Origin of the sequence: Roseobacter sp. CCS2 (genome assembly GCF_000169435.1) — a bacterium.
Taxonomy (GTDB): Bacteria; Pseudomonadota; Alphaproteobacteria; order Rhodobacterales; family Rhodobacteraceae; genus Yoonia.
In genome coordinates this window covers 335,211-348,167 of record NZ_AAYB01000001.1, presented here as the reverse complement: position 1 = coordinate 348,167, position 12,957 = coordinate 335,211, and the positions used below count along the sequence as shown (strand labels likewise).

Here is a 12,957-nt window from a genome sequence, read left to right as displayed (position 1 = left end):
ACAACAGATAATCCCATCACACCCAATGGCAAAAAGAATGACCACACAAAAGATTGTGACACCAAGCGCCGAAAGCCTCGCCAGTAGCGCGCGTGCTGCCCAAAAGGGCGGTTTACCACCGGTTCACCTGTGGAATCCGCCGCATTGCGGGCACATCGACATGCGGATTGCGCGGGACGGGACGTGGTTTTACCTGGGAACACCGATTGGTCGGCCTGAGCTGGTCAAGCTATTTTCGACGATTCTGCGCAAAGATGGGGATGACTACGTGCTTGTCACCCCGGTTGAAAAGGTCGGGATCACGGTTGATGACGCACCGTTTGTCGCCGTTGATTTCAACAAACGCGACGATGGGCTGGAGTTTGAAACAAATGTCGGCGACCGTATGACGGCGGGCCCTGATCACCCAATCCGCGTTGTGCGCGACCCCGAAACAGGCGAACCATCGCCCTATGTGCTGGTGCGGACCAATCTTGAGGCGTTGATTGATCGCAAATCCTTCTACCGCTTGGTGGATATCGGTGTACACGCTGATCACGAAGGCGCGCGATGGTTCGGCATCCGCTCGCAAGGTGTGTTTTTCCCGATCATCCCATCGGCAGAACTGGAGTAACCTGCGACAAGATATGTCAGCAGAGATACGTTGCCGTTTTTTCAAATGATTTGGGGTCTTTAGGGTGGCTACAGCCAAAGATGACGACAAAGCGAGGGTGAGATGGACCAATCAACCAGTGAAGAGATTACGCTTGCCGTAAAGGAATTGGTGGACCAGATCGCGCCGGATGTGCGGTTTGTGTCAAAGTACGGTGGTGAGGTTTTTGCCCTCGACCCGGATGACGACAAGCAGTTTTTTGGCGGCATTTTTACCTATAAAGACCACGTGTCGGTTGAGTTCTCCAATGGCGCGTCTTTTGATGATTCCGATGATCATCTGGAAGGTAGCGGCAAAATGCGGCGGCATTTGAAGCTGCGCACGCCGGGCGACATAAAGGAAAAGGAACAGGCCGCTTATGTGCGGCAAGCCGTTGCGGATTGAACGGGCGCTAAAGTGGATACCAGTCAATTGTCATACGCCATCTTGTGATTGCGCCACCGCGGCCGATCATAAAGCGGCATCAATAGCGTGATTATGAGACGTCTGAACTTAGTCTTTCCATCATGTTGCTATTCTGACGCGTTAGATGTTTCGCGTACAACTTGCAAAAACAGATGAATTTCAGTCTTGTGCGGCTCAAACCCGTGAACAGCCTGAAGGACATCCAATGCCGAATTTCTGCGCCAACCTGACTTGGCTCTTCACGGAACTTCCGTTTCTGGAACGGTTTGAAGCAGCGAAAGAGGCGGGCTTTGACGCAGTAGAAGTTCTTTTCCCGTATGACATTAATGCGCAGGATATCGTCAACGAATTGGGCAAGCATGAATTGCAAATGGCACTGATCAACTGCCCGCCGCCAAACTATACCGGCGGACCGCAGGGATTTGCGGCCATCCCCGGATTGGAAGAACGGTTCAAGAAAGATTTTGGACGGGCTTTGCGTTACGCGCAAACACTTGGTGCGACACATCTGCATATCATGTCTGGCGTGGCCGCGGGCGATGCGGCCAAAGCCACATTTATCAATAATCTGCGCTGGGCAGCGGCAGAAGCACCGGAACAAAGCCTGACAATTGAGCCTATCAATGGTGAAACAATGCCGGGGTATTTCCTGAACGATTTTAATCTTGGACGAGAGGTTATCACAGCAATCGACGCCGCAAACCTGCAGCTACAGTTTGACACGTTCCATGCCGCGAAAATTACTGGTGATGTCTTGGGCACGTGGGATGCTATGCGCGATATTACAGCGCACGTGCAAGTCGCGCAGGTGTCTGACAGAGGCGAACCTGATCAGGGTGAAATAGACTATCCGACGTTCTTTGCGATGCTGGATGCGCAGGGTTATCGGGGCTGGGTCGCTGGGGAGTATAAGCCACGCACGACGACGGCCGATGGTTTGGGCTGGATTGCTGACAGTTAACTGACGCCTGCTGAAACCATGCTGACATAATGCTGTCAGCAGGGGTATGCTTAAAGATGTCCATCAACCTCAAAACAAGGAGATGAGACATGAGCGATCGTACAATAATGGCCTGGGGTGAAATTCCGGTGACCGACATGGATAGGTCCGTAGCATTTTATAATACGGTGTTTGGCTATGACATGAAAATCGACAATTCCGGGCCGAACCCAATGGCTGTTCTGGGTGGATCAGAGAATAGCGCAGGCGCACATCTTTATCCGGGCAAGCCTGCGGCGGATGGGGGCAATACCATTCACCTTGCCATCGAAGATACATTGGAAGCGGGGATTGATCGCTGCTGGAAAGCGGGCGGTCAGGTCATCAGCCCGGCCATCGCAATTCCGGCAGGTCGTTTTGCCTATGCCAAAGACCTTGACGGCAATTCCATCGGCCTGTTCGAGGCGGCTGCTTAAATGCGCCGCGCCGACCGCCTTTTTCAGATACTGCAGTATCTGCGGGGCGGTCGGCTGACCACGGCGGCGCAACTGGCCGAAAAACTGGAGGTCACGCCGCGGACAATTTACCGCGATGTGGCCCATCTGATCGGCTCTGGTGTGCCGATAGAGGGCGAGGCAGGCGTTGGGTATCTAATGCGCGATGGCTATGATCTGCCGCCTCTGATGTTCACTCATGATGAAATTGTGGCCTTGGTATCAGGCGCGCGGATTTTGCAGACGTGGGGCGGCACAAAGATGGCCGCTGCGGCGCAGGAAGCCTTGGTCAAAATCGACGCTGTACTGCCCGATGACGCGCGCAGACAGGTTGGCCAGGTTAATGTGCATGTAATGGAAGGGGCCGAGCAACAGGGGCATTGGCGCGATTATCTGGACAGGTTCGAAGCCGCGTCAGAAGCGCATATCCGGCTGCAAATGGACTATGCCGATGAGGCTGGGAACACGACCTCGCGCGTGGTGCGCCCCTTGGGTGTCTGGTTCTGGGGTAAGGTCTGGACCGCAGTATGTTGGTGCGAATTGCGCGAAGGGTTCCGGATGTTCCGGCTGGACCGTATTTCCCAGCTTGAGGAACTTGACCGGTATCGCCCCGTGAAAGGCCAGACTTTGCGCGAGTTTTACGAGACTGCTGCCTACCGGCACTGATCGCACGCTATTGTTAATGGCGGAAACTGTTCAGCAGCCTATCTTCACGCACGGATAGTCTTGTGGATAGGATACGAAGATGAAACGGCGCGGGTTTCTTATGGCGGGGGCGGCATCGCTGGCGTCACCTATGTTTGCACAGACAGATGCGTGGGCGGGTGTATCCGAAACCGCACAGGGCTTTGATCAATGCCATGCGTTGATGGTGCGGCAATCGGGGTTGGTGGTTCTGACAGAACGGTTTCGTGGACCAGGTTTAGGCGGTGCAGTACCCATCAAGTCAGTTTCAAAGACCATTGTCGCGGCCTTGACAGGTGCAGCGTTGGATCGTGGTGAACTTGGTTCTGTGACGGACACCTTGGGCGATGTGGCCCCCCGTTTGATCCCCGCCAATGCCGATCCGCGTGTGTTCGACATCACGGTTGAAAATCTGGTGACGATGCAAGCCGGGTTAGAGCGGACGTCCGGTGCGAATTATGGCGAGTGGGTGAGCAGCAGCAATTGGGTTGCAAATGCACTCGGGCGCCCCTTTGTGGCCGAACCGGGCGCGCGGATGCTATATTCGACCGGGTCATTTCACGTTTTGGGGGCCGTGCTGAGTGAGGTTTCGGGACAATCACTTTTGTCTCTTGCCCGCGAAAGGCTGGGCGCACCACTGGGCATTGATATCCCCGCATGGACGCGCGATCCGCAGGGCCGTTACCTGGGCGGCAATGAAATGGCACTTTCGCTTGATGCCATGGTAGGGTTTGGCGAAATGTACCGTCTGGGTGGGCAGTTCGCTGGCGTGCGCGTGCTGAGTTCTGATTGGGTCACGCGATCACTTGAGCGGCGCACGCAGTCTTTCTTTTCTGGCCTTGATTACGGCTATGGCTGGTTTCTGGGCGAAGGGGCCGGTGTCCGATACGCTTTGGCACGGGGTTATGGTGGACAGATCATTTGCGTAGCGCCGGATATTGAACTGACCTTGGCGATCACATCAGACCCTCTGCGACCGGCGCGCAGTGGTGGGTATTTTGGTGATCTGCAAAGACTGATCGAGCGGCAAATCCTGCCGCTCGCGAAATCGCAAATCAGTTGATGGGGTAAGGTGGATCATGATCCACCTTACGTCTTACATCTATCGCGAAAGGCTTTGCGCCAACCGCATCAACTGCACCGCTTCGGTGCGGTAGCCAAAGCTATCCTCACCCCGGTTCGCATTGGCCAGCGCAATCGCGTCATCATAGCCCCAATTACCTAGAAACCTGTCATCCCGTAACAGCTGTCCGAACCCGGCAATCGCAGCGGCAAAATTGGCCTCGGTTCCGGGCACGCTGCTGCCAGTGATTGGCGTTTCGATCAGTTGGCTGACGGCTTCACCGGGTTCTTTGTAGCGCAGTTTCAGAAAACCCAACTCGTCTGATGTTTCCGCAACCGTATTGGCGCCATAGCGAAGCGGATCGCTCAATTGTGCAGGGCTGCCAACCGGCGTCACTTCGTAAATCGCCGTGACTGCATGGCCTGCACCCAGCTCGCCTGCATCAACTGTGTCATTGTTGAAATCCTCACGGTTCAACGCGCGGGTCTCATACCCGATCAGCCGGTATTCAGCGACTTGCGCGGGGTTGAATTCAACCTGCACCTTCACATCCCCGGCAATCGGGAAAAGCGCGCCGGATAGCTGATCAACCAGCACCTTCTGCGCTTCTGATAACGTGTCGATATAGGCCGCCGTCCCATTACCGTTCTGTGCAAGCGCCTGCATCGTGGCATCATCCAGATTGCCGCGACCAAAGCCAAGCACGCTTAGGTAGGTTCCTGTCTCGCGCTTGTCCGCGATGAAATCCTTGAGCGCATCGGGGTTGCTGAGCCCGACATTGAAGTCGCCGTCGGTGGCCAGAATGACCCTGTTCACCTCACCATCCTCGCGCATCGCCTCGGCAACGCTATAGGCTTGCTCCAATCCACCTTGTCCGTTGGTTGATCCACCCGCACCCAGCGATTGGATTGCTTGCAGAATTGTGGTGCGTTCGGACGCCGATGTAGGTACTAAAACCTGCCCTGCGCTGCCTGCGTATTCGACAATCGCCACCTGATCTTCGGGGCGCAGTTGGTCCAGCATCAGCCGGAACGACTGCTTGAGCAGGGGAAGCTTGGTTGGGTCGTCCATAGACCCAGACGTGTCGATCAAGAACACCAGATTGAGCGGCGGGCGCGCTGCAACTTCGGGCATCTGGCCTTGCAGGGCGATGTGTACCAGCTGTGTGTCCGCGTTCCATGGGGTCTGGAATGTGGTGACGGTCGGCCGAAACGGGGCCTCGCCTGCATCCGGCGTTGGATAATCATAGGGGAAGTAATTCACCAACTCTTCAATCCGCACGGCCTGCGCGGGTGGCAACTGGCCACGCGATAGCGATGACCGAACAACAGCGTAGGCGGGGGTATCGACGTCGATTGAAAAAGTCGAAACAGGTTCCTCTGCTGTGATCTTGAGCGGATTGGGGTCATCGTTGGCAAAGGTCTCAGTGTTTGGGGCCGGCATGATTGTGACATCGTCAACGCTTGGCGCTGGCACAACGATACGCGGCGCTGCCGTGATCTCGGATGGCGCGGCGGGGGCTGCGTTCAACGATTGACGGCCCTGAACAGCGCGCGTCTGCTGTTGTCGCATGGCCTCGTCTATATCGGCGTCCTCCATTTGCGGCATCAGCGCTTCGTTTGTCACTTGCGGAAGTTCCTTGGGCACCGCCGGGCGCGAACGATCCGCAAAAGAGAGTTCCTGTTCGGGCGCTTCCATTGGACCTAGTATCAGTTCGGCGCCTGCGTCAGCTGGCGCATCTTGGATAATCGCGTCTTCTGAAAAATCATCCGTCAAAGGGCCGGTTTCGATCTGTGGCTGTGGAATCGCATTATCAAACTCAGTCATTGTGATCTGCGGCGCGGATGGGGGGCGCAAAATATCCTGGCCCTGTGGTGTCAAAAACAGAAAACCGCAGGCGACCAGCGCCGTTGTTGTGGTCAGCCCACCTTTTGTCGTGATTGTGTTCAGCATCGTCTTCACTCCTGTCCAAAGGCCCTTTGGCCCGGTTACAGCAGTGGGACGCGCAGCATCGCGCGATCCTTGGAGGTCCGCGAAACTTTTCTGTGCCAACGCGATGTTTTCGGCCCGCCGCGCCGCATCGGGCTGTGGCGTTGCCTTGTCCATCATCGCTTTGAGGTCATTCAGGTCATCGGTCATACCATGTCCTCTTGTTCCTTGAGTGCGCGGAGCGCCTTTTTCGCCTCTGAGATACGCCAACTGATGGTCCCCTCAGAAACGCCCATCACTTCGGCGGCTTGGGCATGTGTCATGTCATCCAGCACGAGGGCGAGCGTATTGCGCAGGTCGGTTGATAACTGTCTCATTGCCGCCGTTAGCCAATCCAGTTTCTGGCTGGTGTCTGCATGGGCGGCGGTGCGGTTCACTTCCCAATCGCCCCATCCTGCGGTGGCCTTGGCATAAGTCGCGCGCTTGCGGCGGCGATCGTGGGCCGCGTTAACGGCAACCCGGTAAAGCCAAGTGGTGACCTTGGCGCGGCGTTGATAGCTGGCAAGTTTCGCAGGCAAAGCCGCGCAAATGTCCTGTGTAAGGTCCTCGGCTTCGCTGCGCGATCCGGTGATGCGAAAGCAGAACGCAAAGAGCCTGTCATAGTGGCGATCAAGCAAGCTTGCAAAAGCGGCACCGTCACCGGCGGCCGCTGCTGTGGCTAAATCTTCGTCGCTTGTCATCATGCGCATCACGGTGGTTTGACGCAGCCCAATGGTCAATCCTTGGAATGATTTTGAAATTTTCTTGGAAGCATTAGTTTAAAGCAGAATATGGCTTTGTACTGCCACTATGGGCCTGTCTGCGATCAAATATACCCAAGGTTGGCTGTATCGCTAAGTCTTAAATTTTCATGGGGTAAACCAGACATGAGCGTTCATGGCCAAGTGATAGCGAATTGAAAACGCTCGGACGCCCAGGCCCTGATCAGGGCCTAGGTAATTTTGTGTAGATCACGCTTGCTTAGAAGCTAAATACCGCGCCGATTGACACCGCTGTCACATCAACGTCATCAATATCTGCAAACGTGGCGTCTGCACGGATGGCAACGGTTGAAGACATCGCGTACTCAGCCCCCGCACCCAAAGCAAGGCCTGTCTCGTCCTCATCAGCTGATTCGCCGCCACTGCTTGCTTCAACTTCCAAATTCATAAAGCCAATACGCCCATACGCCGAAAAATCGGGAGAAATTGGGAACGATGCTTTGGCAAAGAGTGCAGCTGTGTTGAGCTTAACATCAACGCCCGAGATTTCATCTTCTTCAATAGGAAAGCTGAACTCGCCTTCCACTGCGAAAGTCTGGCTGACCTCGTAACCTACGATTGCAGTCAGGTTCGTTGTTTCGATTTCAAAACCATCGTTGTCTGCCTGCAAAGCTGTCAAAGCAGCACCAGCATAAAGCCCTTCGGCAGCAGCAGAAGTAACGGATACACAAACCGCAAGTGCGGAAACTAGAACAATATTTTTCATTTGTAGTACCTCAGTCTTGTTACAATAGGCACTCGATATTCTTGTCATTCAGTGATGGTCAACTGCATTCAAATACCTTCGGCATGAAAGGGTAAAAGTATCACACTACCATGCCTTGTTCAGTGCAATGGCCTGCAATAAAGCAGCCTCATTTCGGCGTGCGCCAACCACCCAATACGCCTTGTGAGGTTGGCTTTTTGACGCGTCGTTACAGAATGATGCCGAAACTCCAGGCTTTGGAAAAAGATTTGTCGCTATACGGACGTGCAAATATATTTTATCTCAAGATAGTCTTCGATGCCGTGGCTTGACCCCTCTCGACCAAGTCCGGATTGTTTGACCCCGCCAAAAGGCGCAACTTCGGTTGAGATGATTCCGGTATTCACACCTACGATTCCATATTCCAGTGCTTCGGCCACTTTTGTCACGCGGCTCAGATCGTTGGCATAGAAATAGCAGGCCAATCCAAAGATCGTGTCATTCGCCTGAGTGATTACATCGTCCTCATCCTCAAACTTGAAAAGCGGGGCGAAGGGGCCGAAGGTTTCATCGGTGCTGACAAGCATATCTTTTGTAGCATTGGCAACGATCGTGGGCTCAAAAAACCCTCCGCCAAGATCATGCGGCTTGCCACCCGTCAGGATTTCCCCACCTTTGGACAGCGCATCATCAAGGTGCTTTTGCACCTTGGTCACGGCCTTGGGCTCGATCAGTGGGCCCAATGTGGTGCCATCTTTCAGGCCATCGCCAACTTTCAATTCCTCGACCGCCGTTTTGAACTTGGCGGCGAATGCGTCATAGATGCCGGCCTGCACATAGATGCGGTTCGCGCAAACGCAGGTTTGCCCGTTATTGCGGAATTTGCACGCGATAGCACCTTCGACGGCGGCATCAAGATCGGCGTCATCAAAGACGATGAAGGGCGCATTGCCGCCTAATTCCATCGAGCATTTGATGACCTGATCGGCGGCTTGCGCCAATAAGATGCGTCCTACTTGGGTTGATCCTGTAAACGTCAGTTTGCGCACCGCTGGGTTTTCGCAGAATGCTTTGCCGACGGCAGATGCATCCGAAGATGTGATCACCGAAAACAGGCCATCCGGCACACCAGCCTCTTGGGCGAGCTTGGCCATCGCCAAAGCAGACAGGGGCGTCAGTTCGGATGGTTTGATGACGAAAGCGCAGCCAGCGGCAAGGGCCGGGGCGACCTTGCGCGCGATCATCGCATTGGGGAAATTCCATGGTGTGATGCCGACGGCCACGCCAATCGGCTGTTTGATAACCGTGATGCGCTTGTCCGCCATATGACCGGGAATGGTTTCACCATAGACGCGCTTGGCCTCTTCGGCGAACCATTCGACGAATGACGCGCCATAGGCGATTTCGCCGCGCGCTTCTGCCAGTGGTTTGCCTTGTTCGGCGGTCATGATGATGGCAAGGTCTTCCTGATGTTCCATCATCAGATCGAACCATTTGCGCAATATATTTGCGCGCTCTTTCGCTGTCTGTGCGGCCCATGGTTTGCGGGCGTCATCGGCGGCGGCGATGGCCTGAGCAATTTCATCAACGGACAAATCCGGGACGGTTGCGATGACATCGCCCCGTGCAGGGTTCGTGACCTCGAATGTTTTGCCACTGGCCGCCTGTACCCAGGCCCCCGCCAGCAAAGTGTCTTCGCAGACCAGATCAGGACGCGACAGCATTGATTTGAGGTTTGTGGTTTCGTCAAGCATAGTGGCCTCCCTAGGGTTTGGGCACTATCTGACCTAGGCAAGGTGGTGCCGTAAAGGGGGGACATGATGGAATTGGACGACGCTTACGCAAATGCGGCCTATATTCCGGGGGCAGATACATATCCTGACAAATGGACGCAGGCTGCTGCGACCTTTCGCGCGCGGGCCATGTGTGAACTGGATTTGGCATATGGTGAAGGGCCGCGGCACCGCATTGATCTGTTCCATCCACCACGACTATCCAAAGGGTTGGTTATCTTTGTCCATGGCGGGTACTGGCTGCGCTTTGATAAATCCTTTTGGTCGCATCTGGCGACAGGACCGTTGGCGCATGGCTGGACTGTGGCAATGCCGTCCTATGATTTGTGTCCCGATGTGCGCATCCCCGACATTCGCCGTCAAATAATGGCTGCGATTGGTTTTGTCGCTTTGCGCGTGCCTGGCCCTGTTCGGCTCGTGGGGCACTCGGCAGGCGGGCAGCTGGTTGCGATGGCCAGCGTTCCAACGCCCGGCGCACGCTGGCAAGACCGGCTTGAACGTACCGTGCCTATATCGCCTGTCGCTGATCTGGCACCGCTTATGCAGACATCAATGAACGCTGATCTGGAATTGGATGCCTCTCAGGCCGCAATGGAAAGCCCGGTACATCAGCCGCAACCGAAATGTCCTGTGACCGTATGGGTTGGCGCCCAAGAACGGCCTGTGTTTCTGCAACAGGCCGCGGCACTGGCTATGGCGTGGCAGTGCGAAAAAATCGTGGCCGCAAACAAACATCATTTTGATGTGATTGAGGAGCTGGCAGAGCCAGAGAGCGCCCTGACGCAGGCTGTTCTTGCATAAATCGCAATATATGGCCTTTGGCGGTGGTAGACCTAAACGCAATCTCAACATATGGTGCTTTAACTGGGTAAAACGCGCGAATCGCGCAAAAGTGGATGGTATCTAAGATGGGAATTGCACGAAGTGTTTTGATTGTTCTCGCGGCGGGCGCGCTGGTGGCCTGCGAACGGACAGGCGACAACAATGATGTCACTGATGGTGGTGTTGATGGCGGGTTTCTGCGCGACGGTTTGGCGAACGTCTGGATTGATCCTGATGGTTGCCAGCACTGGTATATTGATGATGGATTGGAAGGGTTTATGACCCCACGCATCAACCGTGATGGCACGCCCAAATGTCAGGATACGCGCGGTGAGATTGTCCTCAAGGATGGCAGCCGTATGCCAGCCGAAGTGGAACCAACGAATTCCTAATTATCGCCATAAGCGGTATTTATACTGAATTGATAAGGCATCGGTTTTCCGGTGCCTTTGTCGTTTTTTGTCCTATCGCATCGGGTCGAATTGCGCGCTTGTCATGGTGCAGTCACGGATCACATCCTGCCCACAGTCGCGAAATTCAAGACCGCGGGTCATGCAGATACGTGCCTCTTGAATATAGCCAGATTTGCAGGTGATGGTAATCTGGTCAGCCTCTAAATCAGGGTTGTCCTGCAAGAATGCCTCTTCAATCAGCGAAGCTGGCAACGTGACCTCGCGGGTCAGGTCGCGAAACACTTCGGGCCGGGTGATGCGCGCATAGGCTTCGCGCGAAAGCGCATAATAGTCGTCCGATGATAGCCCAGAACACACACCATGTTTGCGCCACTGGTGCCAAGCCAGCCCTGATGTGCCCATGATATCAGCCATTGCAGACGTATCGCTGCGGCTGGGCGGGCGTGCGCTGGTCGCACAATTGGCCGGATAGCCGCGTTCATATTGCGGCCAAAGCCCATGTAAAATCCAACCGAAATTCGCCGTCGCATCACATTGTGGCGAATTGCGCGCGTCGCCTTCCAGCGCGCACCAGTTCGCGGACCAAGACAATGACATGACATAATAGTCAAAGTCCCCTGCGCGGTCTTGTGCGGAAAGTGGTGTCGCCACCAAGCACAGCAGAGCAAACAAACGATGCATTTTGATCTTTCCTATTTCCATCTGCGCCACTATATATATACCGCAAGTTCCCCGACAATGCGAACCCGGCTGTTAACACAGTCTGCCCAACTTAAGGGCGCGGGAAAGGCTTGTCTGCTGATATGATGGAGATGAAAGATGTCCGATAAACCGATTATGGCCAAAGCAACCGCTGTCTGGCTTTGCGACAATACAACACTGACGTTCAAGCAGATTGCCGATTTTTGCGGCTTTCACGAGCTTGAGGTGCAGGGCATTGCTGATGGCGATGTGGCCACTGGCGTGAAAGGTTTTGACCCGATTGCGAATAACCAGCTGACGCAGGAAGAAATCGACAAGGCCGAAGCTGACCCGACGCATAAGCTGAAACTGAAATTCTATGCAGCTGCGACCGGTGAAGAAAAGCGCCGCGGTCCGCGGTATACGCCGCTGTCCAAGCGTCAAGACCGCCCGGCATCGATCTATTGGCTGGTCAAGTTCCACCCAGAGCTGACCGATGGTCAGATTTCCAAACTGGTCGGCACCACTAAGCCAACCATTCAAGCAATCCGCGAGCGTACGCACTGGAACATCAACAATATCGAACCGATTGACCCGGTCGCTTTGGGCCTGTGCAAACAGTCTGAATTGGACGCGGCTGTGCAAAAGGCCAACGCCAAGAAGGAGAAAGAAGGCGCTGCAATGTCTGATGACGAGCGCCGCAAACTGGTTGGCACAGAGCAGTCATTGTCGATGCCGGCCGAGCCAAAAATGCCAAGTGCAATGGCCGGGCTTGAAACGTTTAGCCTGACTGATCCGCGCGATGAAGACGGCGAAGAAGAAGCAACTGATAACCGCGATGTCGCCGATGCAGACAGCTTCTTCAACTTGCCCGATGATGATGAAAGCAAAGACTAAACCAGCTACAGTGCTGAAAATTGGGCGCCCATTGCGGGCGCCCTTTGCGTTTATACGGGGCGGCGTGCAACAACAAAGCGTGCGGCTGTGTTTTTGCCAAAGTAGCCGGTTTCAACGACTTCAAATCCTGCATTTCGGAATGCAGCCTCTAGCGCCGCCGCGTCAAAAAGCAGGACATCCGGCGCCTTCCCAAACATCTTCATGATTTTGATCATAGGCGGGATGAACATGTTCATATCGCGCAGACATGTCGTCTTGGATATAACGTATCCGTCTGGTTTTAGCTGACTGTAAAGATGCGACAGCGTGATGTGCAGATCATCAACCAGATGCAAAATGCTAAACGCGCAGATTGCATCAAAGGGCGCGTCGGTCATCGGCTGAATAGTTTCACACCGCTGAAAGCTGACGTTCGTGCGGCCTTGATCCGCACGCTTTGCTTCGGCGATTTCAAGCATTTTGCCAGACACATCGGTCGCCGTGATCTGGCGAACAGATGCCGAAAGGGTCAGCGCTGTTGTGCCTGTGCCGCATCCCACTTCTAGCACATGATCGGCGGGCTGCAGGTAATGTCGTGCGCGATCCAGCGTGTCTTCATAGGCCGCTGTGTCTTTGATAGGCGACGCTGCATATTTTTTTGCGGCTTTGTCCCAAAACGAAGCGTCAGCCATCATAGTT

The 12,957-nt window shown here is 54.8% G+C and carries 15 protein-coding genes; 9 read left to right on the top strand and 6 right to left on the bottom strand.

The features are described from left to right. The first annotated feature begins 37 nt into the window (after positions 1–37). The 6 genes from RCCS2_RS01770 (at position 38) to RCCS2_RS01745 (ending at position 4,238) form a co-directional block, all read left to right on the top strand. Positions 38–613: a DUF1285 domain-containing protein gene (locus tag RCCS2_RS01770; protein ID WP_037293031.1), complete on the top strand. Its 576-nt coding sequence runs from the start codon at positions 38–40 to the stop codon at positions 611–613. A gap of 102 nt (positions 614–715) precedes the next feature. Further along, on the top strand, positions 716–1,036 hold the full coding sequence (locus tag RCCS2_RS01765) for a DUF1801 domain-containing protein (RefSeq protein WP_008230843.1): 321 nt from the start codon (positions 716–718) through the stop codon (positions 1,034–1,036). Between the two features lie 226 nt (positions 1,037–1,262). After that, complete coding sequence (locus RCCS2_RS01760) at positions 1,263–2,018, top strand: hydroxypyruvate isomerase family protein (RefSeq protein WP_037293385.1); 756 nt, start codon at positions 1,263–1,265, stop codon at positions 2,016–2,018. An 89-nt stretch (positions 2,019–2,107) separates the two neighbouring features. After that, positions 2,108–2,473 (top strand): VOC family protein, encoded by a 366-nt coding sequence (locus RCCS2_RS01755; protein ID WP_037293029.1) that lies wholly within the window; start codon positions 2,108–2,110, stop codon positions 2,471–2,473. Beyond that, positions 2,474–3,157, top strand: a complete 684-nt coding sequence (locus RCCS2_RS01750) for a helix-turn-helix transcriptional regulator (RefSeq protein WP_008230838.1) — start codon at positions 2,474–2,476, stop codon at positions 3,155–3,157. A 79-nt stretch (positions 3,158–3,236) separates the two neighbouring features. Continuing rightward, entirely contained in the window at positions 3,237–4,238 is a 1,002-nt protein-coding gene (locus tag RCCS2_RS01745; protein ID WP_008230837.1) for a serine hydrolase domain-containing protein, read from the top strand. A gap of 39 nt (positions 4,239–4,277) precedes the next feature. Here RCCS2_RS01745 and RCCS2_RS01740 read toward each other — a convergent pair whose 3' ends face one another. From RCCS2_RS01740 to RCCS2_RS01725, 4 genes are all read right to left on the bottom strand, one after another. Then, the gene (locus RCCS2_RS01740) at positions 4,278–6,377 is read right to left on the bottom strand and encodes a vWA domain-containing protein (protein ID WP_008230836.1); all 2,100 of its coding nucleotides are present in this window, start codon (positions 6,375–6,377) and stop codon (positions 4,278–4,280) included. Further along, positions 6,374–6,910: an RNA polymerase sigma factor gene (locus RCCS2_RS01735; RefSeq protein ID WP_050770788.1), complete on the bottom strand. Its 537-nt coding sequence runs from the start codon at positions 6,908–6,910 to the stop codon at positions 6,374–6,376. Before RCCS2_RS01735 ends, RCCS2_RS01740 begins: the two co-directional genes overlap by 4 nt. 277 nt (positions 6,911–7,187) lie before the next feature. After that, a complete protein-coding gene (locus RCCS2_RS01730) occupies positions 7,188–7,694 on the bottom strand; it encodes a porin family protein (RefSeq protein WP_008230834.1) in 507 nt (168 codons plus the stop codon). A 254-nt stretch (positions 7,695–7,948) separates the two neighbouring features. Beyond that, positions 7,949–9,427: an NAD-dependent succinate-semialdehyde dehydrogenase gene (locus tag RCCS2_RS01725; RefSeq protein ID WP_008230832.1), complete on the bottom strand. Its 1,479-nt coding sequence runs from the start codon at positions 9,425–9,427 to the stop codon at positions 7,949–7,951. A gap of 66 nt (positions 9,428–9,493) precedes the next feature. Between RCCS2_RS01725 and RCCS2_RS01720 the strand changes: the two genes are divergently transcribed. Both RCCS2_RS01720 and RCCS2_RS01715 read left to right on the top strand, forming a co-directional pair. Then, positions 9,494–10,267 (top strand): alpha/beta hydrolase, encoded by a 774-nt coding sequence (locus RCCS2_RS01720; RefSeq protein ID WP_008230826.1) that lies wholly within the window; start codon positions 9,494–9,496, stop codon positions 10,265–10,267. Positions 10,268–10,374: 107 nt separating this feature from the next. Then, positions 10,375–10,680: a hypothetical protein gene (locus RCCS2_RS01715; RefSeq protein ID WP_008230825.1), complete on the top strand. Its 306-nt coding sequence runs from the start codon at positions 10,375–10,377 to the stop codon at positions 10,678–10,680. Between the two features lie 72 nt (positions 10,681–10,752). Here RCCS2_RS01715 and RCCS2_RS01710 read toward each other — a convergent pair whose 3' ends face one another. Then, on the bottom strand, positions 10,753–11,382 hold the full coding sequence (locus tag RCCS2_RS01710) for a ribonuclease T2 family protein (protein ID WP_037293026.1): 630 nt from the start codon (positions 11,380–11,382) through the stop codon (positions 10,753–10,755). Between the two features lie 138 nt (positions 11,383–11,520). On the opposite strand from RCCS2_RS01710, the gene RCCS2_RS01705 reads away from it, so the two are divergent. Then, a complete protein-coding gene (locus tag RCCS2_RS01705) occupies positions 11,521–12,279 on the top strand; it encodes a DUF1013 domain-containing protein (RefSeq protein WP_008230823.1) in 759 nt (252 codons plus the stop codon). A 50-nt stretch (positions 12,280–12,329) separates the two neighbouring features. Here the strand turns inward: RCCS2_RS01705 and RCCS2_RS01700 are convergent, their stop codons facing one another. Continuing rightward, a complete protein-coding gene (locus RCCS2_RS01700; RefSeq protein WP_008230822.1) occupies positions 12,330–12,953 on the bottom strand; it encodes a class I SAM-dependent methyltransferase in 624 nt (207 codons plus the stop codon). Positions 12,954–12,957 lie beyond the last annotated feature (4 nt).

Coding starts and splice junctions, on each gene's coding strand:
- RCCS2_RS01770 (WP_037293031.1), top strand. CDS start 38: ATGACCACACAAAAGATTGTGACACCAAGCGCCGAAAGCCTCGCCAGT.
- RCCS2_RS01765 (WP_008230843.1), top strand. CDS start 716: ATGGACCAATCAACCAGTGAAGAGATTACGCTTGCCGTAAAGGAATTG.
- RCCS2_RS01760 (WP_037293385.1), top strand. CDS start 1,263: ATGCCGAATTTCTGCGCCAACCTGACTTGGCTCTTCACGGAACTTCCG.
- RCCS2_RS01755 (WP_037293029.1), top strand. CDS start 2,108: ATGAGCGATCGTACAATAATGGCCTGGGGTGAAATTCCGGTGACCGAC.
- RCCS2_RS01750 (WP_008230838.1), top strand. CDS start 2,474: ATGCGCCGCGCCGACCGCCTTTTTCAGATACTGCAGTATCTGCGGGGC.
- RCCS2_RS01745 (WP_008230837.1), top strand. CDS start 3,237: ATGAAACGGCGCGGGTTTCTTATGGCGGGGGCGGCATCGCTGGCGTCA.
- RCCS2_RS01740 (WP_008230836.1), bottom strand. CDS start 6,377: ATGACCGATGACCTGAATGACCTCAAAGCGATGATGGACAAGGCAACG.
- RCCS2_RS01735 (WP_050770788.1), bottom strand. CDS start 6,910: ATGATGACAAGCGACGAAGATTTAGCCACAGCAGCGGCCGCCGGTGAC.
- RCCS2_RS01730 (WP_008230834.1), bottom strand. CDS start 7,694: ATGAAAAATATTGTTCTAGTTTCCGCACTTGCGGTTTGTGTATCCGTT.
- RCCS2_RS01725 (WP_008230832.1), bottom strand. CDS start 9,427: ATGCTTGACGAAACCACAAACCTCAAATCAATGCTGTCGCGTCCTGAT.
- RCCS2_RS01720 (WP_008230826.1), top strand. CDS start 9,494: ATGGAATTGGACGACGCTTACGCAAATGCGGCCTATATTCCGGGGGCA.
- RCCS2_RS01715 (WP_008230825.1), top strand. CDS start 10,375: ATGGGAATTGCACGAAGTGTTTTGATTGTTCTCGCGGCGGGCGCGCTG.
- RCCS2_RS01710 (WP_037293026.1), bottom strand. CDS start 11,382: ATGCATCGTTTGTTTGCTCTGCTGTGCTTGGTGGCGACACCACTTTCC.
- RCCS2_RS01705 (WP_008230823.1), top strand. CDS start 11,521: ATGTCCGATAAACCGATTATGGCCAAAGCAACCGCTGTCTGGCTTTGC.
- RCCS2_RS01700 (WP_008230822.1), bottom strand. CDS start 12,953: ATGATGGCTGACGCTTCGTTTTGGGACAAAGCCGCAAAAAAATATGCA.